The 23337-nt window shown below is 71.2% G+C and carries 23 protein-coding genes; 11 read left to right on the top strand and 12 right to left on the bottom strand.

From position 1 onward, the window contains the following. The first annotated feature begins 11 nt into the window (after positions 1-11). Positions 12-254 (top strand): SCO4848 family membrane protein, encoded by a 243-nt coding sequence (locus ABUW04_RS08450; protein ID WP_030265413.1) that lies wholly within the window; start codon positions 12-14, stop codon positions 252-254. Positions 255-335: 81 nt separating this feature from the next. Here ABUW04_RS08450 and ABUW04_RS08455 read toward each other — a convergent pair whose 3' ends face one another. The 6 genes from ABUW04_RS08455 to ABUW04_RS08480 all read right to left on the bottom strand — a co-directional run bounded on the left by ABUW04_RS08455 (position 336) and on the right by ABUW04_RS08480 (position 5778). After that, positions 336-1133, bottom strand: coding sequence for a succinate dehydrogenase iron-sulfur subunit (locus ABUW04_RS08455; protein WP_380563811.1), 798 nt, complete (start codon positions 1131-1133; stop codon positions 336-338). Continuing rightward, the gene (sdhA, locus tag ABUW04_RS08460) at positions 1133-2887 is read right to left on the bottom strand and encodes a succinate dehydrogenase flavoprotein subunit (protein WP_030265420.1); all 1755 of its coding nucleotides are present in this window, start codon (positions 2885-2887) and stop codon (positions 1133-1135) included. The genes ABUW04_RS08455 and sdhA overlap by 1 nt, the downstream gene beginning before the upstream one ends. 28 nt (positions 2888-2915) lie before the next feature. Then, on the bottom strand, positions 2916-3392 hold the full coding sequence (locus tag ABUW04_RS08465; protein ID WP_030265422.1) for a succinate dehydrogenase hydrophobic membrane anchor subunit: 477 nt from the start codon (positions 3390-3392) through the stop codon (positions 2916-2918). Positions 3393-3400: 8 nt separating this feature from the next. Beyond that, the gene (sdhC, locus tag ABUW04_RS08470; RefSeq protein ID WP_030265424.1) at positions 3401-3778 is read right to left on the bottom strand and encodes a succinate dehydrogenase, cytochrome b556 subunit; all 378 of its coding nucleotides are present in this window, start codon (positions 3776-3778) and stop codon (positions 3401-3403) included. A gap of 312 nt (positions 3779-4090) precedes the next feature. Continuing rightward, complete coding sequence (locus ABUW04_RS08475; protein WP_380523407.1) at positions 4091-4771, bottom strand: 2-oxo-4-hydroxy-4-carboxy-5-ureidoimidazoline decarboxylase; 681 nt, start codon at positions 4769-4771, stop codon at positions 4091-4093. A 236-nt stretch (positions 4772-5007) separates the two neighbouring features. Then, positions 5008-5778, bottom strand: a complete 771-nt coding sequence (locus tag ABUW04_RS08480; RefSeq protein ID WP_380563813.1) for an SDR family NAD(P)-dependent oxidoreductase — start codon at positions 5776-5778, stop codon at positions 5008-5010. Between the two features lie 428 nt (positions 5779-6206). Here ABUW04_RS08480 and ABUW04_RS08485 point away from each other — a divergent pair, with 428 nt between their 5' ends. The 7 genes from ABUW04_RS08485 to ABUW04_RS08515 all read left to right on the top strand — a co-directional run bounded on the left by ABUW04_RS08485 (position 6207) and on the right by ABUW04_RS08515 (position 15131). Then, on the top strand, positions 6207-7367 hold the full coding sequence (locus ABUW04_RS08485) for an amidohydrolase (protein WP_232242791.1): 1161 nt from the start codon (positions 6207-6209) through the stop codon (positions 7365-7367). 174 nt (positions 7368-7541) lie between these two features. Beyond that, on the top strand, positions 7542-8657 hold the full coding sequence (locus ABUW04_RS08490) for a BMP family lipoprotein (protein WP_030265436.1): 1116 nt from the start codon (positions 7542-7544) through the stop codon (positions 8655-8657). A 177-nt stretch (positions 8658-8834) separates the two neighbouring features. Further along, on the top strand, positions 8835-10586 hold the full coding sequence (locus ABUW04_RS08495; protein ID WP_380563814.1) for an ABC transporter ATP-binding protein: 1752 nt from the start codon (positions 8835-8837) through the stop codon (positions 10584-10586). After that, the gene (locus ABUW04_RS08500; RefSeq protein ID WP_380563815.1) at positions 10583-11947 is read left to right on the top strand and encodes an ABC transporter permease; all 1365 of its coding nucleotides are present in this window, start codon (positions 10583-10585) and stop codon (positions 11945-11947) included. The genes ABUW04_RS08495 and ABUW04_RS08500 overlap by 4 nt, the downstream gene beginning before the upstream one ends. Next, the gene (locus tag ABUW04_RS08505) at positions 11944-13245 is read left to right on the top strand and encodes an ABC transporter permease (protein WP_380563816.1); all 1302 of its coding nucleotides are present in this window, start codon (positions 11944-11946) and stop codon (positions 13243-13245) included. The genes ABUW04_RS08500 and ABUW04_RS08505 overlap by 4 nt, the downstream gene beginning before the upstream one ends. A 38-nt stretch (positions 13246-13283) precedes the next feature. Further along, the gene (locus tag ABUW04_RS08510; RefSeq protein ID WP_380563817.1) at positions 13284-13715 is read left to right on the top strand and encodes a cytidine deaminase; all 432 of its coding nucleotides are present in this window, start codon (positions 13284-13286) and stop codon (positions 13713-13715) included. A gap of 135 nt (positions 13716-13850) precedes the next feature. Further along, positions 13851-15131 carry a thymidine phosphorylase gene (locus ABUW04_RS08515; RefSeq protein WP_030265455.1) on the top strand — a complete coding sequence of 427 codons (1281 nt, stop codon included), beginning with the start codon at positions 13851-13853 and terminating at the stop codon, positions 15129-15131. A gap of 88 nt (positions 15132-15219) precedes the next feature. On the opposite strand, the gene ABUW04_RS08520 is transcribed toward ABUW04_RS08515, so the two are convergent. Both ABUW04_RS08520 and ABUW04_RS08525 read right to left on the bottom strand, forming a co-directional pair. Then, complete coding sequence (locus ABUW04_RS08520; RefSeq protein WP_030265465.1) at positions 15220-15777, bottom strand: Uma2 family endonuclease; 558 nt, start codon at positions 15775-15777, stop codon at positions 15220-15222. A gap of 25 nt (positions 15778-15802) precedes the next feature. Continuing rightward, positions 15803-17116 (bottom strand): MFS transporter, encoded by a 1314-nt coding sequence (locus tag ABUW04_RS08525; protein ID WP_380563818.1) that lies wholly within the window; start codon positions 17114-17116, stop codon positions 15803-15805. 62 nt (positions 17117-17178) lie between these two features. Here ABUW04_RS08525 and ABUW04_RS08530 point away from each other — a divergent pair, with 62 nt between their 5' ends. The 3 genes from ABUW04_RS08530 (at position 17179) to ABUW04_RS08540 (ending at position 19996) form a co-directional block, all read left to right on the top strand. After that, positions 17179-18171, top strand: a complete 993-nt coding sequence (locus ABUW04_RS08530) for a LysR family transcriptional regulator (RefSeq protein ID WP_232242789.1) — start codon at positions 17179-17181, stop codon at positions 18169-18171. A 75-nt stretch (positions 18172-18246) separates the two neighbouring features. Continuing rightward, positions 18247-19395 (top strand): adenosine deaminase, encoded by a 1149-nt coding sequence (locus ABUW04_RS08535; RefSeq protein WP_051726541.1) that lies wholly within the window; start codon positions 18247-18249, stop codon positions 19393-19395. Between the two features lie 139 nt (positions 19396-19534). Continuing rightward, on the top strand, positions 19535-19996 hold the full coding sequence (locus ABUW04_RS08540; protein WP_030265475.1) for a hypothetical protein: 462 nt from the start codon (positions 19535-19537) through the stop codon (positions 19994-19996). 123 nt (positions 19997-20119) lie between these two features. On the opposite strand, the gene ABUW04_RS08545 is transcribed toward ABUW04_RS08540, so the two are convergent. The 4 genes from ABUW04_RS08545 to ABUW04_RS08560 form a co-directional block, all read right to left on the bottom strand. Then, positions 20120-20314 (bottom strand): PspC domain-containing protein, encoded by a 195-nt coding sequence (locus tag ABUW04_RS08545; protein WP_030265478.1) that lies wholly within the window; start codon positions 20312-20314, stop codon positions 20120-20122. A gap of 208 nt (positions 20315-20522) precedes the next feature. Beyond that, positions 20523-21092 (bottom strand): VanZ family protein, encoded by a 570-nt coding sequence (locus tag ABUW04_RS08550; protein ID WP_051726542.1) that lies wholly within the window; start codon positions 21090-21092, stop codon positions 20523-20525. Between the two features lie 91 nt (positions 21093-21183). Then, a complete protein-coding gene (locus ABUW04_RS08555; RefSeq protein ID WP_030265483.1) occupies positions 21184-21681 on the bottom strand; it encodes a hypothetical protein in 498 nt (165 codons plus the stop codon). Further along, complete coding sequence (locus ABUW04_RS08560; RefSeq protein WP_380563918.1) at positions 21678-23264, bottom strand: ATP-binding protein; 1587 nt, start codon at positions 23262-23264, stop codon at positions 21678-21680. Before ABUW04_RS08560 ends, ABUW04_RS08555 begins: the two co-directional genes overlap by 4 nt. Between the last annotated feature and the right edge of the window lie 73 nt (positions 23265-23337).

Consider the following 23337-nt stretch of genomic DNA (forward strand, 5'->3'; position numbering starts at 1 on the left):
ATACTTACCCCATGAGACTGAGCCGCCGCGCCTCCTGGTTCCTGACCGCCTTCGGCGTCTGGTCCCTCTGGATCTGGATCACCTTCTTCAAGAACCTGTGGGCCGACGGTGAGGGCCTCGCCTTCACCAACGGCGACCACTCCCGCCCCACCGCATACTTCTGGATCCACGCCACCCTGGCCCTGGCCTCACTCGTGCTGGGCCTGGTGGTCGGCTCCCTCGGCGTCAGATCCCTGCGCCGCAAGGCGCACTAAAGGGGCGCGGGGAACTGCGCGACCAGCCATGCACGTGCGTGCACGTCCGGCCGGACAGTTCCCCGCGCCCCCGAGAAATCCCTAGAAGCGACGGGTGACCAGCGCCCGCTTCACTTCCTGGATCGCCTTGGTGACCTCGATACCCCGAGGGCAGGCGTCGGTGCAGTTGAAGGTGGTGCGGCAGCGCCACACCCCCTCGCGGTCGTTGAGGATCTCCAGCCGCTGCTCCGCACCCTCGTCGCGCGAGTCGAAGATGAAGCGGTGCGCGTTGACGATCGCCGCCGGGCCGAAGTACTGCCCGTCGTTCCAGAACACCGGGCAGGACGTGGTGCACGCGGCGCAGAGGATGCACTTGGTGGTGTCCTCGAAGCGCTGCACGTCCTCCTCGGACTGGATCCGCTCCCGGGTCGGCTCGTTGCCGGTGGTGATCAGGAACGGCATCACGTCGCGGTAGGCCTGGAAGAACGGGTCCATGTCCACGACCAGGTCCTTCAGGACCGTGAGGCCCTTGATGGGCTCGATCGTGATCGGCTTCTCCGGGTTGACGTCCTTGATGAGCGTCTTGCAGGCGAGCCGGTTCTTGCCGTTGATCCGCATGGCGTCGGACCCGCAGACGCCGTGGGCGCAGGAGCGACGGTACGTCAGCGTGCCGTCCTGCTCCCACTTGATGGTGTTGATCGCGTCCAGGACGCGGATCTTCGGGTCCACGGTGAGCTGGTAGTCCACCCACACCGCGTCCGGGTGCTCCTCCGGGTTGAACCGGCGGATCCGGACCGTGATGGTGACCAGCTCGACCTTGCCGGACTCGGCGGCGTCCAGCCCGGCCGAGTGCGGGTTCCCGCCCTGGGGCGCGGCGTCTTCGATCGTGGGGGTGCTCATCAGTACTTACGCTCCATCGGCTGGTAGCGGGTCACCACGACCGGCTTGTAGTCCAGGCGGATGCTGGTGTTCCCATCGGCGTCCACCTCGCGGTACGCCATGGTGTGCTGCATGAAGTTGACGTCGTCACGGGTCGGGTAGTCCTCGCGGAAGTGACCGCCGCGGGACTCCTTGCGGGCCAGCCCGGACACCGCGGTGACCTCGGCCAGGTCGAGCAGGTTGCCCAGCTCCACGGCCTCCAGCAGGTCGGTGTTGAACCGCTTGCCCTTGTCCATCACCGAGATGTGCTTGTAGCGCTCCTTCAGCGCGGCGATGTCCTCCACCGCCTGCTTCAGGGTCGCCTCGGTGCGGTACACCATCGAGTTGGTGTCCATGGACTGCTGCAGCTCGCTGCGGATGTCCGAGACACGCTCGCTGCCGTTGCCGTTGCGGATCCGCTCCAGCTGCTCGACGACCTGCTCGGCCGGGTTCTCCGGCAGCTCGACGTAGTCGGCGGTGGCGGCGTACTCGGCGGCGGCGATGCCCGCCCGGCGGCCGAAGACGTTGATGTCCAGCAGCGAGTTGGTGCCCAGCCGGTTGGCGCCGTGCACCGACACGCAGGCCACCTCGCCCGCGGCGTAGAGGCCGGGGACGACGGTGTCGTTGTCCAGCAGCACCTCGCCCTGGACGTTGGTGGGGATGCCGCCCATGGCGTAGTGCGCGGTCGGCTGGATCGGGATCGGGTCCGTGTAGGGCTCGATGCCGAGGTAGGTGCGCGCGAACTCGGTGATGTCCGGGAGCTTGGCGTCCAGCTGCTCCGGCGGAAGGTGCGTCAGGTCCAGGTAGACGTGGTCGCCGTCCAGGCCGCAGCCGCGGCCCTCGCGGATCTCGGTGTAGATCGCCCGGGAGACGACGTCACGCGAGGCCAGGTCCTTCATGACCGGCGCGTACTTCTCCATGAAGCGCTCGCCGTCCTTGTTGCGGAGGATGCCGCCCTCACCGCGGGCGCCCTCCGTCAGCAGGATGCCCATGCGCCAGATGCCCGTCGGGTGGAACTGGAAGAACTCCATGTCCTCCAGCGGCAGCCCGCGCCGGAACGCGGCGGCCTGGCCGTCGCCGGTCAGGGTGTGCGCGTTGGAGGTGACCTTGAAGAACTTGCCGTTGCCGCCGGAGGCGAAGATCACGGCCTTGGCCTGGAAGACGTGGATCTCGCCGGTGGCCAGCTCGTAGGCGACCACGCCGGCGGTCCGCTTGACCCCGTCGACCTCGGCCAGCAGCAGGTCCAGGACGTAGAACTCGTTGAAGAACTCCACGCCCTCCTTGACGCAGTTCTGGTAGAGCGTCTGAAGGATCATGTGACCGGTGCGGTCGGCCGCGTAGCAGGAGCGGCGCACCGCCGCCTTGCCGTGGTCGCGGGTGTGCCCGCCGAAGCGGCGCTGGTCGATCCTGCCCTCGGGGGTCCGGTTGAACGGGAGGCCCATCTTCTCCAGGTCGAGGACCGCGTCGATGGCCTCCTTCGCCAGGATCTCGGCGGCGTCCTGGTCGACCAGGTAGTCACCGCCCTTGACGGTGTCGAAGGTGTGCCACTCCCAGTTGTCCTCCTCGACGTTGGCCAGTGCGGCGGCCATGCCGCCCTGGGCCGCGCCGGTGTGGGACCGGGTGGGGTAGAGCTTGGTCAGCACGGCGGTGCGGCTGCGCTTGGTCGACTCGATGGCCGCGCGCATTCCGGCGCCGCCGGCGCCGACGATGACGGTGTCGTACTTGTGTACCTGCATGTCAGTCTGCTGCCTCGTCCGTCCGCGCTCAGCTGATGTTCGGGTCGAAGGTGAAGATCACCAGGGTGCCCAGCAGCACGGTGAAGACCGTGGCGGTCACCAGCAGGACCTTCAACCAGAAACGGGTGGTGTCGCGCTCCGCGTAGTCGTTGATGACCGTGCGCATGCCGTTCGCGCCGTGGAGCATCGCCAGCCACAGCATCAGCAGGTCCCAGCCCTGCCAGAACGGGGACGCCCAGCGGCCCGCGACGAAGGCGAAGCTGATCTTGGTGACGCCGCCGTCCAGGATCAGCTGGATGATCAGGTGACCCAGCACCAGGAACACCAGCACCACGCCGGACAGGCGCATGAACAGCCAGGCCAGCATCTCGAAGTTGGTCCGCGACTTGCGGCCGGTCCTCTTGGTGCGGGTGCGCGGGGGCTCGATCAGAAAGGCCGAGGGGTCCGTCGGCCGATCGTTGGTGAGCTCGACGCCGGAGATGGAGCCAGTGGTTTCAATAGCCATTTCTCGCCTCACCCGAACCAGTTGCGGAGGGTTTCCTGCAGGATCGGGTAGAAGGCACCAGCCATCAGCACGACCCACACGGTCACTACGGTCCAGAGCATCTGGCGCTGGTACTTCGGGCCCTTGGCCCAGAAGTCCACCGCGATGACCCGCAGGCCGTTCAGCGCGTGGAACAGGATGGCGGCCGTCAGGCCGTACTCCATCAGGTTGACGGGCCAGGTCTTGTACGTCGCGATCGTGCTGTTGTAGGCCTGCGGTGAGACCCGGACAAGAGCGGTGTCGAGGACGTGGGCGAACAGGAAGAAGAAGATGAGGACGCCGGTGACTCGATGAGCCACCCACGACCACATGCCTTCCCGGCCGCGGTACAGCGTTCCAGCCGGCACGGAACAACCCTCCGGAAGCGGGGCGGGGGCTCGGCCGGCATCAGTGTCGGTCGTCAGCCCGGCCGGGTATGGTCCACCGGCCCCGGCCATCGTAGCCACGGGAACCGGCGGTCAGCCCGCCGGGGGTCGACCGGATGATCAAACAGCCCTGCCCGGCGTAACGGCCGCCCGGGTCGGCGGCCCGCTCCGGCCGTCGCCCCGCGCCGGATCCGCGCCTCGGCCTGCGGCGCACCCGCGCCGGCGGGCTCCGGTCCAGGTCAGCCGGGACACGCCGCGGCCCGCCGGGGTGTGGGGGAGATCACCCCCGTTGTCTCACGATGCCGCCGAGGCGTGAGACGCCACCAGGTGCTCCAGCCGGTGCAGGGCGATCCGGCGCAGTTCCTCGGCCGCCGTACTGCGCTCCTCGTCGGGGTCGTTGCCGAGCCGGGCGCGCAGGCTGACCAGGACCTGGTCCAGCATCTCCTCGGCCGGGCAGTCGTCCAGGCTGACCACGAAGACATGGCCGAAGCGCGCCTCGTAGGCGGCGTGGGCCGCCTGCAGCGCGGTGTGCGCGGCCTGGCTGCCGGGCGCCCGCATCCCCAGCAGCGGCTGGGGCATGCTGCTCTCGTCCGCCAGAGCCTCCGTCAGATCGGTGTGGGACAGGTCGTAGGAGGCCTCGCTGGCGGCGGCCAGCAGCGAGGACACGGTCGGGTAGGGACGGTGCACGGCCAGCCGCAGGGCCCAGCGGCGGCTGCCGCAGCAGGCCAGCAGCGCCTCCTCGGCCGCGCCGAAGTCCGCGTCGTTGAAGCGCCGCAGCCCCGACGGCAGCCCGGACACCGCCACCACCGGACCGGCGACCTGACCGGGGGTCGGCTCGACGGCGGGTGCTGCGGCGGGGGGCATGCTGTCGGCGGGCTTGTTGTCCGGTTTCGGCTGCGCCGGGATGTCGCCGGTCAGCGGGTCCTCCTCGGTCGAACGGGGTGAGGGCGCTTGGAGACTGGTGCGGTTCGCCATGCCCCTCTTCTAAGGGCACCGACGGTGGAGCGACAGGACCGGTTGCGTGGCGCGGATGGGGCTGCGGGGCCGCCTGAGCACCCGGAGGCCTTGCGGGGCAAGGCTCTCCGAGTCTGAGGCACCGTTTTCCCAGAGATAAGGATTCACTCGAATCGGCTATCAAGTCGAGACCCTTACCGCCGAATGATGGGACGGCTTCGTACGGGTGAACGAGGCTCGTCGGCCGTCGCGGACGGCTAGGGCTTGCGGGCGACCTTGTGCGCGGCCGCCTGCGCGAGCGGACGGACCACCAGCAGGTCCACATTGACGTGCGCGGGACGGGTGACCGTCCAGGCGATGGTGTCGGCGACGTCCTCGGCGGTGAGCGGCTCGGCCACGCCGGCGTAGACCGAGGCGGCCTTGTCGGCGTCGCCGCCGAAGCGGGTGAGGGCGAACTCGTCGGTCCGCACCATGCCGGGGGCGATCTCGATCACCCGGACCGGTTCGCCGACCAGTTCGAGCCGCAGCGTGCCGGCGATGGCGTGCGCGCCGGCCTTGGCCGCGACGTAGCCGCCGCCGCCCTCGTAGGGGACGAAGGCCGCGGTGGAGGAGAGCACCAGCACCGTCCCCGCCCCCGTCTCGGCCCCGCCGGACCGCAGCGCGGGCAGCAGCGCCTGGGTCATGTGCAGCACGCCGAGCACGTTGACCTCGTACATCCGGCGCCAGTCGGCCGGGTCGCCGTCGGCGACGGACTCCGCGCCGAAGGCGCCGCCGGCATTGTTGACCAGCACGTCGACCCGGTCCAGGGAGGCCGCGAAGGCGTCCACGGCGGCACGGTCGGTGACGTCGAGGACATGGGCGGAGGCCGCCGCGCCGATCTCCTTCGCCAGTGCCTCGATCCGCTCGGCCCGGCGGGCCACCAGCACCACCCGGAACCCCTCCGCCGCGAGCCGCCGCGCGGTGGCGGCGCCGATGCCGCTGCTGGCGCCGGTCACCACGGCGACCTGTTCGATGTGCTGACCTGCCATGTCCTGACTCCTCCGGTCTCGTGCCCGTGCCCGGATCATCGTAGGCGGCGGGTCCGACAGCGGGGCTGACAGCGGTCCGACAGCGGGGGGAACCCCTTCGGCCGACGCCGCGTCAGTGCGGCCTCCTTCCCCGCGCGGTGACCGCTGCGTGATCCAGATCACCGGCGAGCGGGCGTGTCCTGGCGGGCGGACGATCGTTTGGCCGACTGTCCGGGTCAAGCAGGCGGGGAGCGAACCATATGTCATACCCAGCGACGGCCGGTCCAAGCGCCGGGCGGGCGGGTTCCTCCCCGTTCGGCGGTAACGATTCCGGAGATCTCCTGCCCCAGCGGCCCCAGGGTCGTAGGCTCGTTGAGGTGAGCCAGTCAGTTGACGGTGCGTCCGCCTCCCCGCAGAAGTCCCTTCCCACCTCTCCCTTTCGCGCGCGCGTGCGAGCCCTGCTGCCGGAGCTGATCGAGGTCCGCCGGGACCTGCACCGGCACCCGGAGCTCGGCCGGCAGGAGGTCCGCACCACCGCCCTGCTGAAGGAGCGGCTGGAGCAGGCCGGGCTCCAGCCCTGGGTGCTCCCCGGCGGCACCGGACTGATCTGCGACCTGGTCCCGGAGGGGGCCGCGGCCGACGCCCCGTTCCTGGCCTTCAGGGCCGACATCGACGCGCTGCCGATCGAGGACGCCAAGCCGGACACCGTCCCCTACCGCTCCACGGTCCCGGGCCGTACCCACGCCTGCGGTCATGACCTGCACACCTCGATCGTGCTGGGCCTCGGCCTGCTGCTCGCCGAGGAGCGCAGCGCCGGCCGGCTGGCCCGTCCGGTGCGGCTGATCTTCCAGCCCGCCGAGGAGGTCATGCCCGGCGGCGCGCTGGACGTGATCGCGGCCGGCGGGATGGAGCGGGTCGAGCGGATCTTCGCGGTGCACTGCGACCCCAAGGTCGACGTCGGCCGGATCGGGCTCAAGGTCGGCGCGATCACCTCCGCCTGCGACCGGCTGGAGATCACCCTGGACGGCCCCGGCGGCCACACCGCCCGCCCGCACCTGACCACCGACCTGGTCGGCGCGGTGGCCGGCACCGCGGTCGAGCTGCCGGGACTGCTCGGACGCCGGATGGACCCGCGCTGGGGCGTCAGCCTGGTCTGGGGGCGGATCGCCTCCGGCTCGGCGGCCAATGTCATCCCCCAGCGCGCCGAACTGGAGGGCACGGTCCGCTGCCTGGAGCTGGACGGCTGGCGCGAGGCGCCGGGCGCGATCGAGGAGCTGGTCGGCCAGATCGCCGAGACGTACCGGGCCAAGTGGGTGCTCGACTACCACCGGGGCGTCCCCCCGGTGGTGAACGAGGCGGTCTCGGTGGGGATGCTCAGCGAGGCCATGGACCGCTGCTTCGGCCCCGGGCAGGTCGAGGGCACCGAGCAGAGCCTCGGCGGCGAGGACTTCTCCTGGTACCTGGAGCAGGCCCCCGGCGCGCTGGCCCGACTGGGCGTCCGCGGGCTCGACGAGTCGGGCTCCCGGGACCTGCACCAGGGAACCTTCGACGCCGACGAGGGCGCCATCGGCGTGGCTCTGGAGCTGTTCACCGCGCTTGTGCTGGGATGATGCACAACCGGCGAACAAGAGGGGCCGGGTAGCCCGCAAACGCACTCTGCAAGGGTGGATTGCGACGATCTGATAACGCCCAGGCGTACGTAACACAATCGTGTTCTACGCGCGTTAACGTCGCATTCAATCCGCGCCGGACCGGTGCGCGGGCTCTTGTCGGGAGGAACTGTGATGAGGAAGCCCCTCGCGCTGGTGGCGGTAGCGGCAGCGGTCGCGCTGACGGCGACGGCCTGTGGATCGAAGCCCGTTTCGACGTCGGGTTCGGGCTCCAGCTCGTCCGCCGCAACTGGTTCCAGCACCGCCGCCGGCGCCGCCTTCAAGGCCTGCATGGTCACCGACACCGGCGGTCTGGACGACCACTCCTTCAACGCCGAGTCCTGGGCCGGCATGCAGGACGCGGCCAAGGCCGACCCCAACATCACCGTGCAGAACGCCACCTCCGCCACGGAGAACGACTACGCCAGCAACATCGCCGGCTTCGTCTCGGCCGGCTGCAAGATGATCGTCACCGTCGGCTTCGCGATGAACGACGCGACCGTCGCCTCGGCCAAGAAGAACACCAGCCAGAACTACGCCATCGTCGACAACTCGTCGACCGGCTCGCAGATCAAGGGCCTGGAGTTCAACACCGCCCAGGGCGCCTTCCTCGGCGGCTACTTCGCCGCGGCGGAGACCAAGACCGGCAAGGTCGCGACCTTCGGCGGCGCCAACTACCCGACCGTGACCGTCTACATGGACGGCTTCTGGGAGGGCGTGCAGTACTACAACCAGAAGCACGGCACCAAGGTCCAGGTCCTCGGCTGGGACGAGAACAAGCCGAAGAGCGGCACCTTCGACCCGACCCAGAGCTTCACCGACCAGGCCGGCGGCAAGCAGATCGCGGCCACCTTCCAGGCCCAGGGCGCGGACATCATCTTCCCGGTCGCCGGCGGCACCGGCATCGGCGCGCTCGCCCAGGCCAAGGCCAGCGGCGGCAAGCTGAACGCCATCTGGGTCGACGACGACGGCGCGATCTCCAACTCCGCCTACGCCTCGGTCATCATGACCTCGGTGACCAAGGGCATCGCCAGCGCGGTCACCTCGGTCGTCACCGACTCCGCCAAGGGCACCTTCTCCTCGACCCCGTACATCGGCACCCTGGCCAACGACGGCACCGGCCTGGCCCCGTACCACGACTTCCAGTCGAAGGTCCCGGCCACGCTGACCACCGAGCTGGCCCAGGTCAAGCAGGACATCATCAGCGGCACCATCAAGATCACCTCGAAGAACCAGCCCACCGCCGGCTGATCGAGGAGTTCCCCGGAGCGGGCGCGCCACAGAGCGCGCCCGCCCCGTTCTTGTATCCCGCCTCCCTTAATCCCGTCCTCCCTGTCACCGTGGTCCGAGCGGCCCCGGGCAGCTTCCGCCGATCGGCAATGATGCGCGGCGTGAGGGGTGCTGCGCCCCAAAAAATTTGGAGTTGAAGTGCGTCTTGAATTGCGCGGCATCACCAAGCGATTCGGTTCGCTGGTCGCCAACGACCACATCGACCTGACCGTCGAACCAGGTGAGATCCACTGCCTGCTGGGGGAGAACGGGGCCGGCAAGTCGACGCTGATGAACGTCCTCTACGGGCTCTACCAGCCGGAGGAGGGCCAGATCCTGGTCGACGGCGAGGTGAAGACCGTCAGCAGCCCCCGCGACGCGATCGCCAACGGCATCGGCATGGTGCACCAGCACTTCATGCTGGTCCCGGTGTTCACCGTCGCGGAGAACATCATCCTCGGCGACGAGGCGGAGCTGGGCGCCCACCCGGGACCGCTCGGCCTGCTGGACCGGCGCCGGGCCCGCAAGCACGTCCGCGAGGTCTCGGAGCGCTACGGCCTCCCGGTCGACCCGGACGCGCTGGTCGGCGACCTGCCGGTCGGCGTCCAGCAGCGGGTGGAGATCGTCAAGGCGCTGGTGCGCGACGCCCAGACGCTGATCCTGGACGAGCCCACGGCGGTGCTGACCCCGCAGGAGATCGAGGACCTCTTCGTGGTCATGAACTCGCTGCGCGAGGCCGGGAAGTCCATCGTCTTCATCACCCACAAGCTCAAGGAGGTCAAGGCGATCGCCGACCGGATCACCGTGATCCGCCGCGGCGCGGTCGTCGGCGAGGCCTCGCCCTCCTCCAGCGAGCAGGAGCTGGCCTCGATGATGGTCGGCCGCTCGGTCCGCCTGGTGGTGGACAAGCAGCCGAACACCCCCGGCGCCGACTCCTTCAAGGTCGAGCACCTGACCATCCGCGACCAGCACGGCAACGCCGCGGTCGACGACGTCTCCTTCACCGTGCGGGACGGGGAGATCCTCGGCATCGCCGGGGTGCAGGGCAACGGCCAGTCGGAGATCGCCGAGGCGATCCTCGGCCTGGTCCCGGTCGAGTCCGGATCGATCAGCCTGGACGGCAGGGAGCTGGTCGGGCTGAGCCCGCGTCAGGCCCTGGACGCCGGGATCGGCTTCGTCCCCGAGGACCGCGGGCACGACGGGGTGGTCGGCGAGTTCAGCATCGCCGAGAACCTGGTGCTCGACCTCTACAAGTCGGCGCCGTTCGGCAAGGGACTGTCGATCGACCTGGCCGAGATCGAGAAGAACGCGAAGAACCGGATCGAGGAGTTCGACATCCGGCCGACCACCCCCGGGCACCCGGCGGGCAAGCTCTCCGGCGGCAACCAGCAGAAGGTCGTGGTGGCCCGCGAGCTCTCCCGGCCGCTGCGGCTGCTGGTGGCCTCCCAGCCCACCCGTGGTGTGGACGTCGGCGCGATGGAGTTCATCCACAAGCGCATCGTCGCCGAGCGGGACGCGGGCCGGCCGGTCGTGGTGGTCTCCACCGAACTGGACGAGGTGCTCGCGCTGGCCGACCAGGTCGCCGTGATGTACCGCGGCAAGATCGTCGCCACCGTCTCCCCGGAGACCACCCGCGAGGAGATCGGCCTGCTGATGGCCGGCATCACCGGCGACGGCACAGCCACCGCGAAGGGCGGGAGGCCGGCGGCTGCGGCTGACCCCGCCGAGGCCGAAGCGCCCGCGGCCGACGCCGCTCAAGCCGAGGCCACTGCGGTCGGCGCCGCTGCTTCTGACGCCGCCGCGCCTGCAACTGACACCGCTGCACCTGACGCCGCCGCACCTGACGCCGCCGCCCCCGAAGCCGCCACTCCTGACGCCACCACGACCCCCACGGAGGAGGCGACCTCATGACCACGCCCACCCCGGATCAGAGCGCAGCCAAGGACACACCCCCCGCGGAGGCCACCGCCCCCGCGCCCGGGACCCCCGCGCCGCCGGCACCCGCGGCGGACCGCAGCTACGCCACCGTCATCCGCAACGTCTTCACCGCCGAGAACAGCGCCATGGTCACCTTCCTGGCCATCGTGCTCTCGCTGCTCGTCGGCGCGGTGCTGATCGTGGTGTCGAACACCGCGACGATGGACAAGGCCGCCTACTTCTTCGCCAGCCCGGGCGACTTCCTCTCCTCGGCCTGGGACAACATCTCCAGCGCCTACTCCGCGCTGTTCAAGGGCGCGATCTTCGACCCGGCGACGGTGTCCGGCACCCCGTCCCAGTTCTTCGGGCCGATCACCAACACCCTGGAGTACGCCACCCCGCTGATCTTCGGCGGTCTGGGCATCTCCGTGGCCTTCCGGGCCGGGATGTTCAACATCGGCGGCCAGGGCCAGACCATCATCGGCGCCATCTTCACCTCCTACGTGGCCTTCGAGTGGACCTCGCTGCCCGGCGCGCTGCACCTGATCGTCGCGGTGCTGGCGGGCCTGGTCGGCGGCATGCTCTTCGGCGGTGTGGTCGGCTGGCTCAAGGCCAAGCGGGGCGCGCACGAGGTGATCGTCACGATCATGCTCAACTACGTGGCTTCGATGTTCCTGGTCGGCTGGGTACTGAAGAGCTCGCTGTTCCAGGACCCGAGCCACGCCGGCCAGTCGATCTCCAAGCCCGCCGAGGCGGACGCGGTGCTGCCGCACCTCTTCGGCTCCGGTCTCAACACCGACATCGGCCTGCTGCTCGCGCTGGCCGCGACCTTCGTGGTGGCCTGGTTCTTCAAGCGCTCCAAGCTCGGCTTCGAGGTGCGGGCCGTGGGCCTCACCCCGAGCGCCGCGCGGACCGCCGGAATCAAGGTCGGCCGGGTGCAGATCGCCTCGATGCTGATCTCCGGCGCGCTGATGGGCATGATCGGGGTGACCCAGACCCTCGGCCTGGCCAACCCCAACAACAACGCCATCGCCGGCAGCATCGACGCCGGCCTCGGCTTCACCGCGATCACCGTCGCGCTGCTCGGACGCACCCGGCCGTGGGGCGTGGTGCTGGCCGCGCTGCTCTTCGGCGCGCTGCAGGCCGGCGGCTCGGCGATGCAGACCAACGCCCAGGTCTCGATCGAGATCATCACGGTGGTCCAGGCGCTGATCGTCATCTTCGTCGCCGCCCCCCGGCTGGTGAAGGAGATCTTCCGGCTCCGCGCCACCAAGATCGAGACCACGGCCGGTCCCCAGGCCACCCCGCCCAGCCCCGATCCCTTCCACACCACCACCGTCGGAGGCCAGGCATGACCACCGCTTCGACCCTGACCGGGTCCGACAAGACGGACGCCCCGCTGGTCAAGAACGACCGCTCCAAGCTGGTCGGCGGAATCGCCCAGGCGGTCGTCGGCGTCTACGCGCTGTGGCAGTTCGGCCTCGCCGCGCGCACCGGCCACGGCGCGCACACCCTGTTCACGCTCAAGCTCGACCCCACCTCCAGCGGTCCGGGCCCGATCTCGGCCCCCGCCGAGCCGGTGGCCATCGCGCTCGCGGTGATCGCCATCGCCTGCGGCCTGGTCCGGGCCTTCGCCCCGATCAGCGCCAAGGTCCAGCGCTGGCTGGCGGTGGGCTACTTCACCTCCTTCGTGCTGGCCTTCCTGGTCTGGGCCGCGGCCGGTTCCAGCATCGGGCTGAACGTTCCCTCGATCATCCAGCAGACCTCGATCGCGGCCGTCCCGCTGATCCTGGGCTCGCTCAGCGCGCTGCTCTGCGAGCGCTCCGGCGTGGTCAACATCGCCGTCGAGGGCCAGTTCCTCTTCGGCGCCTTCGCGGCGGTGCTCACCTCGTCGATGACCCACTCGGTCTGGGCCGGTCTGGTCGCGGGCTGCCTCGGCGGAGCGCTGATGTGCGCGCTGCTCGCGGTCTTCGCCAACCGGTACCTGATCGAGCAGGTCGTCCTCGGCGTGGTGCTCAACCTGCTGGCGTCCGGCATCACCGGCTTCCTCTACGACCGGCTGATGTCGACCGACGGGGCCACCTACAACACCCCGCCCAGCTTCTCCGCCATCGCCATCCCCGGCCTGTCGAAGATCCCGGTGATCGGCGAGGCGCTGTTCGACCAGAACATACTGTTCTACGCGGCGTACCTGCTGGTGCCGGTGGTCTGGTTCCTGCTCTTCCGCACCCGCTGGGGCCTGCGCACCCGTGCGGTCGGCGAGCACCCGGCCGCGGCCGACACCGTGGGCATCAAGGTGGTCGGACTGCGCTACCGCAACGTCATCACCGCCGGTCTGCTCTCCGGCCTCGGCGGCGTCTGGCTGACCCTCGGCCTGTCCACCGCGTTCGTCAAGGACATGAGCAACGGACAGGGCTACATCGCCATCGCGGCACTGATCGTCGGCCGCTGGTCGCCGATCGGCTCGCTGGGCGCGGCCGTGCTGTTCGGCTTCGCCACCGAGCTGAACCTGGCGCTCTCCTCGCTGGGCACCCCGATCCCCAGCGCCTTCCTGCAGATGGCTCCGTACCTGGTCACCATCTTCGTGGTGGCGGCGCTCGGCGGCCTGGCCCGGCCGCCGGCGGCGTCCGGCAAGCCCTACATCAAGGGCTGACGGACAATGAGGAACAGATGTCGCGGAGAGGCGAGGCAATGACGGCGGAGCAGCCCACGGTCCACAGCATCGACCCCATCAGCATCGACAGCGTCGACTGGGACGCGCTGCGGGTCGCGGCCAAGGAGGCCATGGGCCGCGCCTACGCCCCGTACTCCAAGTACCCGGTCGGCGCGGCGGCACTGGTCGAGGACGGACGGATCGTCAGCGGCTGCAACGTCGAGAACGCCTCGTACGGGCTCGGGCTCTGCGCCGAGTGCGGGTTGGTCTCGGCGCTGCACGCCACCGGCGGCGGCCGGCTGACTGCCTTCACCTGCTGCGACGGCGACGGCAAGGCGCTGATGCCGTGCGGGCGGTGCCGTCAGCTGCTCTGGGAGCACGGCGGCCCGACCCTGCTGGTGGAGTCCGTCTCCGGGATCCGCCCGCTGGCGGAGCTGCTCCCGGACGCCTTCGGACCCGAGCGGCTCTGACCTCCCGCACCCGCGCGCAACGCGCGTAGAGTGGCGCGGTACGGGCTCCCCGTACCGCGCCACTGCTCTTCCGCACCCCTGCACCCCTGCACTTCCGCACCACTGCACCTGAACCCTCCCTCCTTTGGAGATCCCATGGACGCCATCTCCGTCATCCGCGCCAAGCGCGACCGTGCCGAGCTCAGCGACGCCCAGATCGACTGGGTGATCGACGCCTACACCCGCGGCGAGGTCGCCGACGAGCAGATGTCCGCACTGGCGATGGCGATCCTGCTGAACGGCATGAACCTGCGCGAGATCAGCCGCTGGACCGACGCGATGATCCGCTCCGGCGTCCGGATGGACTTCTCCTCGCTGCCGATGCCGACCTCGGACAAGCACTCCACCGGTGGCGTCGGCGACAAGATCACGCTGCCGCTGGCCCCGCTGGTCGCCGCCTGCGGCGCGTCCGTGCCGCAGCTCTCCGGGCGCGGCCTCGGCCACACCGGCGGCACCCTGGACAAGCTGGAGTCCATCCCCGGCTGGCGCGCGCTGCTCTCCAACGACGAGATGATGCACGTCCTGCGCGAGGCCGGCGCGGTCATCTGCGCGGCGGGCGACGGACTGGCCCCCGCCGACAAGAAGCTCTACGCCCTGCGGGACGTGACCGGCACGGTCGAGGCGATCCCGCTGATCGCGTCCTCGATCATGTCCAAGAAGATCGCCGAGGGCACCGGCGCCCTGGTGCTGGACGTCAAGGTCGGCACCGGCGCCTTCATGAAGAACCTGGAGGACGCCCGGGAGCTGGCCCGCACCATGGTCGGCCTGGGCAAGGCGGCGGGGGTCAACACCGTCGCGCTGCTGACCGGGATGTCCACGCCGCTGGGCCTGACGGCCGGCAACGCGCTGGAGGTCAGGGAGTCGGTCGAGGTCCTGGCGGGCGGCGGCCCGGCGGACGTGGTCGAGCTGACCCTGGCCCTGGCCCGGGAGATGCTGGCGGCGGCGGGCGTGGTCGGCGGCAAGGACCCTGAGACGGCCCTCAAGGACGGCTCCGCGATGGACCACTGGCGCCGCATGATCACCGCCCAGGGCGGCGACGTCGACGCCCCGCTCCCGGTCGCCCGCGAGCAGCACGTCCTCACCGCCCCGGCCACCGGCGTCCTCACCGAGCTCGACGCCTACGCCGTCGGCGTCGCCGCCTGGCGGCTCGGTGCCGGCCGCGCGCGCAAGGAGGACCCGGTGCAGGCCGGCGCGGGTGTGGAGCTCCACGCCAAGCCCGGCGCGGTGGTGACGGCGGGTCAGCCGCTGCTCACCCTGCACACCGACACCCCGGAACGCTTCGACTACGCACTGGAGGCCCTCAGCACCGGCATCACGGTCGCCGCCCCGGGCACGTCCTTCGACCCGGCCCCGATCGTCCTGGACCGGATCGGCTGAAGCACAACCCTCCGGCCCGGCGCTGATACCGACGCCATTGCCCGAACCCGAACCTGTCCTCATAACGGGGACAGGTTCGGGCCGAGCGTCACTTCCCGTACGTCAGCAGTCCACCCGTGTCGATGCGCCAGGGGCCGACGGCGACGGTGTCGCCGAAGACGAAGCTCTCCCGGCGGGAGTACCGGGGCTGCGAGTGAACGATCCCGGTGCCGTCGCGCGGGTCGACGATGAGGTAGAGCGGGATGCCCATGGCGGCGTAGTCCCTGACCTTGTCGTCGTAGTCGTTCTCCGGGTTGGACTTGGAGACGATCTCCACAGCGAGGAGCACGTCGGCCGGGTAGACGGCCGCGGAGTCCTCCTCCAGGATCGCCTCGGGGAACACCATGAGATCGGGGCGCCGGAGCCGCCCCAGGCCGACGTCCTCGAGGTCTGCGCCCGCATGGGCGACGAAACCTGGGTGCGTCGCCTCCAACTGCTCGTTCAGCTGCCTGCTGATACGCATGACAGCCAGTTCGTGCCGCCGGACCGGCGACATCATCATGACGATCTCGCCGTTGGCGATCTCCACCTGCCCTATCCCGGGGATCCTCGGCAACTGGTCGGCGATCTCGCGCAACCGCGCGTAGGTCGCGGCGTCGATGCTCATGGCCCGATTCTAACGATCGGACGGTCTAGCGGGCGGTGGAGAGAAGCCGTGCGGAGGCAGCCCGCGCGTGCACCGTTCCGTAGAGGGTGACGCCGGCTGCCAGGACCATGGCGGTGAGGGCGACCAGGACGGTGCCGGGCCAGCCGGCGCTGTGGTAGGCGTCGGCGCCCAGGGTGCCGCCCAGGCTGTTGCCGAGGTAGTAGGCGGCGAGGTAGAGCGCGGAGGCCTGGGCGCGGCCGTGGGTGGCGGTGCGGCCGACCGAGGCGGAGGCGACGCAGTGGCCGGTGAAGAAGCCGGCGGTGATCAGCACCAGGCCGAGCAGCGCCAGTGGCAGCGAGGCCGGGAGGGTCAGCAGCAGGCCCGCCGAGGTGGTGCCGATGGCCAGGTAGAGGGTGCCCCTGCGGCCGAGCCGGCCGGTGACCCTGGCCGAGACGGCTGAGGCGAAGGTGCCGACGACGTAGACCGCGAAGATGGAGCTGGCCAGGCCCTGGGAGAGCCCGAACGGGGCCGCGACCAGGCGGTACCCCATCACCGTGTAGACCGCGCCGAAGACCGTCATGAACAGCAGCCCGAGCGCGAACAGCCGTCCCAGCAGCGGGTTGCGCAGGTGCGAGGTGACGGTGCGGAGCAGCGCCGCCGGGTTGATCGGGCCGGGGCGGAAGTGCCGGGCGCGGGGGATCAGCACCCGGAAGGCCACCGCGCAGAGCAGCGAGAGGATCGCCACCGAGGCGAGGCCCCAGCGCCAGCCGAAGGAGCCCGCGACCATGCCGGAGACCAGCCGTCCGCTCATGCCGCCGATGCTGTTGCCCGCCACGTAGAGGCCCATGGCCGAGGCCAGCGCGGTGGGGTGCACCTCCTCCGCCAGGTAGGCCATCGCGGTGGCCGGGAGCCCGGCCAGGGCGATGCCCTGGAGGGCGCGCAGCGCGGTGAGGGTGGTGAGGTCGGGCGCGAAGGGCAGCACCAGGGCGATGGCGGCGGCGGCGAAGACCGAGGCCGTCATCACCGCGGTGCGGCCGTAGCGCTCGGACAGGGCGCTGACCGGGATCACCGCGAGGGCCAGGCCGATGGCGGCGGCGGAGACGGTGAGGCTGGCCTGACCCGGCGTCAGCCGCAGCGAGGCGGAGAGCGCCGGCAGCAGCGCCTGGGTGGAGTAGAGCAGCAGGAAGGTCGCCAGCCCGGCGCCGAACAGCGCCAGCTGGGTGCGGCGCAGGCCACGGCTGCCGGGGAGGTGGCGCAGGTCCGGCGCGGCGGTGTCAGCAGGGGCGGCGGCGACGGGGGACGGCGAGGTGAGGGCACCCGGCGACGGTTCGGCGGATGCCCCGCTAGTGGCAGGCGGCATGCCTGAAATCTAGGACGGGGGCACTGATGCGTCCAATGCATCGAAGCCGGATGATTGATGCTGTGGCGTATGAGCAGAGGTCAGCCGGGAGTGGGAAACACCTGCGTGACGCAGAAGACATCGCGGCCGGCGGCGCGGAGCTCGCGCCGGAGGCGCCCGCCGTGCTGCTCGCGCCGTTGCTGGCGCAGTTCGCCGCGGTCGCCCGGCTGGAGCATGTGACCCGGGCCGCGGCCGAGTTGGCGATGCCGCAGCCGACCCTGAGCCGCGCGGTGGCCAGGGTGGAGCAGGACCTGGGTGTCGCGCTGCTGGCCCGAGAGGGGCGTACGGTCCGGCTGACCAGGGCGGGGCGGATCTTCCTGGCGGCGGTGGAGCGGGCGCTCGCCGAGGTCGAGCGCGGGGCGGAGGCGGCCAGGGCCGAGGCCGACCCGGTCGGCGGCCGGGTGGCCTTCGGCTTCCTGCACACCATGGGGACCGAGGCGGTGCCGACCCTGCTGCGCGGCTTCCGGGTGGAGTACCCCAAGGTCCGCTTCCAGCTGGTGCAGGACTACACCGACTCGATGCTGCAGCGGTTGCGCGAGGGCGAGCTGGACCTGTGCGTGGTCTCGCCGCGCCCGGACGGCCCCGAGCTGACCTCGCGCCGGCTCGGCGAGCAGCGGCTGCGGCTGGTGGTACCGGTCGACCACCGGCTCGCCTCCCGGCAGCGGGTGCGGCTCGGCGAGGTGGCCGAGGACGCCTTCGTGACCCTGGAACCCGGGTACGGCCTGCGGCGGATCACCGACGCGCTGTGCGCTGAGGCGGGGTTCACGCCCCGGGTGTCGTTCGAGGGCGAGGAGTCCGAGACGCTGCGCGGGCTGGTCGCGGCCGGGCTGGGGGTCGCCGTACTGCCGCCGGCCACGGCGCCGCGCCCCGACGTGGCGGAGCTGCGGCTGTCGTCGCCGGGCGCGCGCCGCGAGATCGCGCTGGCGTGGGTGACCGGCCGAGCGCTCACCCCGCCGGCCGAGGCATTCCGGACCTATGTGCTGTCCGCGCGGGAGCGGCTGCCGTTCCACAGCTGAGCGGTCATCCATCGGAAACGCAGGAGAGACCGGAAATACACCTTCGTCTACGCGCGTAGGAGGTATCGTTGGGCGATGGAGAGCACCCTTACCCCCAGCGCCCTCAGCGTTCCCACCGCTGACCAGATCCGCCGCGTCCCCAAGGTCCTGCTGCACGACCACCTGGACGGCGGCCTGCGCCCCGAGACCATCGTCGAACTGGCCGCCGAGGTCGGCTACGACGGTCTGCCGACCACCGATCCGGCCGCCCTCGGGGTCTGGTTCCGCGAGGCCGCCGACTCCGGTTCGCTGGTCCGCTACCTGGAGACCTTCGCGCACACCTGCGCGGTCATGCAGACCCGCGAGGGCCTGGTCCGGGTCGCCGCCGACTGCGCCGAGGACCTCGCCGCCGACGGCGTCGTCTACGCCGAGGTGCGCTACGCCCCCGAGCAGCACCTGGAGCGCGGGCTGACCCTCGACCAGGTGGTCGAGGCCGTCAACGAGGGCTTCCGGCTCGGCGAGGCCCGCGCCGCCGCGGCCGGCAACCGGATCCGCATCGGCACCCTGCTCACCGCGATGCGCCACGCCGCCCGCTCGCTGGAGATCGCCGAGCTGGCCAACCGCTACCGCGACCTGGGCGTGGTCGGCTTCGACATCGCCGGCGCCGAGGCCGGCCACCCGCCGACCCGGCACCTGGACGCCTTCGACTACCTCAAGCGGGAGAACAACCACTTCACCATCCACGCCGGCGAGGCCTTCGGCCTGCCGTCCATCTGGGAGGCGCTGCAGTGCTGCGGCGCCGACCGGCTGGGCCACGGCGTGCGGATCATCGACGACATCTCGGTCGCCGAGGACGGCGGCGTCAAGCTCGGCCGCCTCGCCGAGTACGTGCGCGACCGCCGGGTGCCGCTGGAGATGTGCCCCACCTCCAACCTGCAGACCGGTGCCGCCCCCTCCTACGCCGAGCACCCGATCGGGCTGCTGCGGCGGCTGCACTTCCGGGTGACCGTCAACACCGACAACCGGCTGATGTCCGGCACCAGCCTGAGCCGGGAGTTCGAGCACCTGGTGCAGGCCTTCGGCTACACCCTGGACGATCTGCGCTGGTTCACCATCAACGCGATGAAGTCGGCGTTCATCCCGTTCGACGAGCGGTTGGCGCTGATCAACGAGGTGATCAAGCCGGGCTTCGAGCGGATCGCCGCCGAGTCCGCCGGGGTCGGCTCAGTCGGGGTCGCGGGCTGACGGCCGTTAGGCCGATCAGGGGACGGAGATTTGGGCGCTCCGTCACCTCGTGGATACGTTGGGCGGCCAGTCGGACACGCGGCGTAGTCATCGATCCGGTTCGCCGCCGTCCCCACCCGAGGACACGAGGAATCAGCTCATGAAGAAGGCAATGCTCCAGGCCGCCGGAACCGCAGTGCTCGGTGCCGCGCTGGCCGCTGCTGCCGTCACCCCGGCTGCTGCGGACGGACTCGGCGCGCTCGGAGGCCTGCCCTCCGGTGCCGGCAACGTACCGCTGCAGGGGCTGGCCGCCGGACCGGTCTCGGACGGGCAGCAGGTGCTCACCTCGCAGACCGGCAGCGTGCACGCGGTGACCGGGACGGCGCAGGGCCTGGTCAACAGTGCTGCCCCCTCGGTCCAGAACGCCACCCAGAACGCGACGCTCCCGAGCGTGCGCTCGGCCGCCCCGCAGACCCGCGACGGCCTTCCGGTCGCCACCCCGGACCTGCCGGTGGCCGGCAGCCTCACCAGCCTTCCCGGCGTCGGCCAGGCGACCGGCTCGGTGCAGTCGGGCCTGGGTCAGGCGACCTCGGCGCTGCCGGTGCACACCCCGCTGGGCTGATCCGCAGCCGCAAGGACGTACGGAAAGGGCCGGGTCCCGCCACCGTCGCGGTGGTCGGGCCCGGCCCTCGGTGCTGCTGCTGTCGGCTGACGGAGCATCATCTGACGCCGCCGTGCGCGGCGGTCAGGCGGACTGCGGGAGCAGCAGCCAGAGCGCCAGGTAGACCAGGAACTGCGGCCCGGGCAGCAGGCAGGACAGCAGGAACAGCACCCGCACGGTCCAGGGGGTGAGCCCGAAACGCTCGGCGATCCCGGCGCAGACACCGGCGATCAGGCGGTTGTGGCGGGGGCGGGAGAGGGTGGTGGCGGTGGCGCTCATGAGGTGTCTCCGTGGGCCGGTGCTCGGTGCCCCGCTCCGGGGCTCCGTCGTTCTCTGCTACCAGCCTCCCGCTCCGGGGAGCCGGAATCCTCAGCCGCTTCGACGATTCCGGCCCCGACCCCACCCCGCTCCGGGATGAGCCCGGTCTCGGGGTGCTCTCCGGGTCCGACCCCGAGCCGGGCCACCGGCAGGGCGGAACAATCGCAGGTCAGGGCGTCAGGTGGGCGATCTCGAAGCCGCTGGGGGTGGCCCTGGGGCCGTTGCCCCCGTCGTGGTGGCGCTCCCGGCGGCGCAGCGCGGCCCGTCCGGCCGGTACGAAGGCGAGATGGGTGACCGCGACCCCGACCGCTGCCAGCAGCACGTCGTCCACGTCCAGCAGATGGCTGGTCAGGGTGGACATCAGCAGTTCCAGCCCGGTCGCGATGAGGACCGTGGCGAAGACGGTGCGCAGGAACGACGACAGCGTGGACGCGTACAACCGACCGCCGGCGAGCGGCAGCAGGATGCCCAGCGGCGCCAGCAGCAGCAGACCGCGCAGCAGTTCCAGATAGGCGTGCTCGGTGCCGGCGCTCAACTCGGAGCGCACGGTCGCGAACGGCGTCAGATTGCTGTCGGCCATCCAGGCCGCCGACACCGGCTGGAACGCGGACCACAGCACCAGCCCGAGATGGACCGCGAGCAGCAGCAGGCCGAGACGCCGTGCGTTGCGGTGCACCGCCGACGGGTCACCGAGGGCGCCCTCCGTCATCGGGGACCGCTGGTCGATACCGGTTCGCACGCCGGTCTCTCCTTGCTGCACGCCCCGGAGGACGCGCGTCCGTGTGGTCCCGGTTCCATCGTTCCCACGAAAGGGTGAGGCCGGGGTCGGGTCAGCCCGAGGCGCTGGGGTGCAGGCAGGCCAGGGTGCCGTCGGAGGTGGTGGCCGTGGGTGCGGGGGGACTGGCGACGGCGGAGGGGGTCAGCGAGGGCGAGGCGGTCGCCTGCGCCGCTGCCGCGGCCTCGGCCGCGGACTTCGCCGCCGCTGCGGCGGCGCTTGCCTGCTCCTCCTTGGTCATCGGCGGCCAGAGCCTGGTCGGCGCGGAGGTGGGGATCAGGCTGGCGTCCCGCTCCAGCGCGGTCAGGCTGGCGCTGGGTCCGGGCGGGCAGGCGGTGCGTGACGCCGGATCACCCGCGTCGACGGGGACGGCGGTGTCGCGGATCCCGCAGCCGCTGAGCGCCACGGCCAGGACGGCGGCGAACGCGGCGACCGTGGTGACCGCGGCGAGCCGAGGGCTCCGCCGGGCCGGACCGGTCGGACGCGCGGGCCCGGGAGTCCCGGCGGGAGGGGTCGGCGGTACTCCGCGGACCAGGGTGTGGTGCTGCCTCATGTGCTCTCGCCCTTCCCCGCTCCCGGTTCGGCGCCTGGTCCCGGCTGCGGCGCCGTACCCGACTTCGGGCCGCCGTCCGCCGCCAGCGGGTGCCCCGCCTCGACCGCCGGTGTCATCGGCAGCCGCAGCGTGAAGACGGCGCCTCCGGGTCCGCCGTCGACGGACTCGCCGTTGGCCGCGGTGATCGTGCCCCCGTGGATCCGGGCGTTCTCCGCCGCGATGGACAGCCCCAGGCCACTGCCCTCCGAGCGGCGCCTGGCGGCGTCCGCCTTGAAGAACCGGTCGAAGACGTGCGGCAGCACGTCCTCGGGGATGCCGGGCCCGCCGTCGGCGACCCGTACCACCAGGTCCGGGCCCTCGGCCCGGACCTGCACCCGGACCGGGGAGCCGCCGTGCTTCAGCGCGTTGCCGATCAGGTTGGCCAGGATCACGTCCACCCGGCGCGGGTCCACCCGGGCCACGATGCCGCGCGGGGCGTCCACGTCCACCGCGTCCAGCCAGGCGCGGGTGTCGATGCAGGAGGTCAGCAGGTCGGAGATGTCGATCTCGTCCAGGACGACCTTGGCGGTGCCGGCGTCGAAGCGGGTGACCTCCATCAGGTTCTCCACCAGCTCGGTGAGCCTGCGGGTCTCGCTGACGACCAGCCGGACCGCCGGGGCGATCATCGGGTCGAGGGTGTCGGCCTCGTCCTCCAGGATGTCGGTCACCGCCGTCATCGCGGTCAGCGGGGTGCGCAGCTCGTGCGACATGTCGGCGACGAAGCGGCGGCTGGCGTGCTCGCGCGTGCTCAGCTCCTCGACCTGGGCCTGCAGCGACTCGGCGGTCTGGTTGAAGGTCTGCGACAGGTCGGCGAGCTCCGCCGCTCCGCGCACCTCCAGCCGGGTGTCCAGCCTTCCCGCGCCCAACTGCCGTGCCGCCTCGCCGAGTCGGGCCACCGGGCGGAGCACCGTCGAGGCCGCGGCCTGCGCCAGCAGCGCCGAGCCGACCAGCGCCAGCAGCGTGGCGATGCCCAGTGACCAGGCCAGCGAGTCCATGTCCTTGCGCTCGTCCTCCAGCGACTTGAACATGTACGCGGTCGGCCCGGTGGGCAGCACCTGGGTGCCGCCGATCAGGAACGGGGTGCCGTTCAGCGTCTGCCGCTGCCAGAACAGGTGGTACTGGTGCGGGGCGGCGGTGCAGTGCACGCAGGGCGTGGTCACCGAGTGCTGCAGCGCCGTGGGAACCAGCGAGGCGGGGAACGCCGGGTTGGAGGTCGCGACGCAGTCCGGCTGCACCAGGACCACGGCGTAGTTCAGCCCGGAGTGCGCGATCAGCGCCGCGACCTGGCGCAGCTGGTCGCAGCTGGGCTGCAGCGGCAGGTCGGTGATGTCCCGGCTGAGCTGGCTGCGGAAGTCGGCGAGCGCCGAGTCCTGGGTGCGCTTCAGCACCGCGTCGCGGTTCAGCCAGTACGCGATGCCGGAGGCGGAGACCGCGGCGGCCAGCGCCACCAGGGCGAACACGGCGATCAGCCGTATCCGCAGCGACGTCAGCCGCAGGCGCCGGGCCAGCGAGGGCAGCCGCAGCCGGCTGGCCGGCCAGGACACCGCCGGGGCTTTGGGGTGGTCGGTCACGTCGCCTTCGATGCCGGGTTGCTGGTGGGGTCCGATGGATCTCGGT

The sequence above is a fragment of the Streptacidiphilus jeojiensis genome (genome assembly GCF_042510965.1).
Taxonomy (GTDB): domain Bacteria; phylum Actinomycetota; class Actinomycetes; order Streptomycetales; family Streptomycetaceae; genus Streptacidiphilus; species Streptacidiphilus jeojiensis.

What these genes read in the sequence shown, in the direction of transcription:
- ABUW04_RS08480 (WP_380563813.1), bottom strand. Translation starts at nt 5,778, where the DNA reads ATGGCAGGTCAGCACATCGAACAGGTCGCCGTGGTGACCGGCGCCAGC.
- ABUW04_RS08555 (WP_030265483.1), bottom strand. Translation starts at nt 21,681, where the DNA reads ATGAGGCAGCACCACACCCTGGTCCGCGGAGTACCGCCGACCCCTCCC.
- ABUW04_RS08450 (WP_030265413.1), top strand. Translation starts at nt 12, where the DNA reads ATGAGACTGAGCCGCCGCGCCTCCTGGTTCCTGACCGCCTTCGGCGTC.
- ABUW04_RS08505 (WP_380563816.1), top strand. Translation starts at nt 11,944, where the DNA reads ATGACCACCGCTTCGACCCTGACCGGGTCCGACAAGACGGACGCCCCG.
- ABUW04_RS08510 (WP_380563817.1), top strand. Translation starts at nt 13,284, where the DNA reads ATGACGGCGGAGCAGCCCACGGTCCACAGCATCGACCCCATCAGCATC.
- ABUW04_RS08520 (WP_030265465.1), bottom strand. Translation starts at nt 15,777, where the DNA reads ATGAGCATCGACGCCGCGACCTACGCGCGGTTGCGCGAGATCGCCGAC.
- ABUW04_RS08490 (WP_030265436.1), top strand. Translation starts at nt 7,542, where the DNA reads ATGAGGAAGCCCCTCGCGCTGGTGGCGGTAGCGGCAGCGGTCGCGCTG.
- ABUW04_RS08455 (WP_380563811.1), bottom strand. Translation starts at nt 1,133, where the DNA reads ATGAGCACCCCCACGATCGAAGACGCCGCGCCCCAGGGCGGGAACCCG.
- ABUW04_RS08525 (WP_380563818.1), bottom strand. Translation starts at nt 17,116, where the DNA reads ATGCCGCCTGCCACTAGCGGGGCATCCGCCGAACCGTCGCCGGGTGCC.
- ABUW04_RS08540 (WP_030265475.1), top strand. Translation starts at nt 19,535, where the DNA reads ATGAAGAAGGCAATGCTCCAGGCCGCCGGAACCGCAGTGCTCGGTGCC.
- ABUW04_RS08545 (WP_030265478.1), bottom strand. Translation starts at nt 20,314, where the DNA reads ATGAGCGCCACCGCCACCACCCTCTCCCGCCCCCGCCACAACCGCCTG.
- ABUW04_RS08475 (WP_380523407.1), bottom strand. Translation starts at nt 4,771, where the DNA reads ATGGCGAACCGCACCAGTCTCCAAGCGCCCTCACCCCGTTCGACCGAG.
- sdhA (WP_030265420.1), bottom strand. Translation starts at nt 2,887, where the DNA reads ATGCAGGTACACAAGTACGACACCGTCATCGTCGGCGCCGGCGGCGCC.
- ABUW04_RS08465 (WP_030265422.1), bottom strand. Translation starts at nt 3,392, where the DNA reads ATGGCTATTGAAACCACTGGCTCCATCTCCGGCGTCGAGCTCACCAAC.
- ABUW04_RS08500 (WP_380563815.1), top strand. Translation starts at nt 10,583, where the DNA reads ATGACCACGCCCACCCCGGATCAGAGCGCAGCCAAGGACACACCCCCC.
- ABUW04_RS08535 (WP_051726541.1), top strand. Translation starts at nt 18,247, where the DNA reads ATGGAGAGCACCCTTACCCCCAGCGCCCTCAGCGTTCCCACCGCTGAC.
- ABUW04_RS08515 (WP_030265455.1), top strand. Translation starts at nt 13,851, where the DNA reads ATGGACGCCATCTCCGTCATCCGCGCCAAGCGCGACCGTGCCGAGCTC.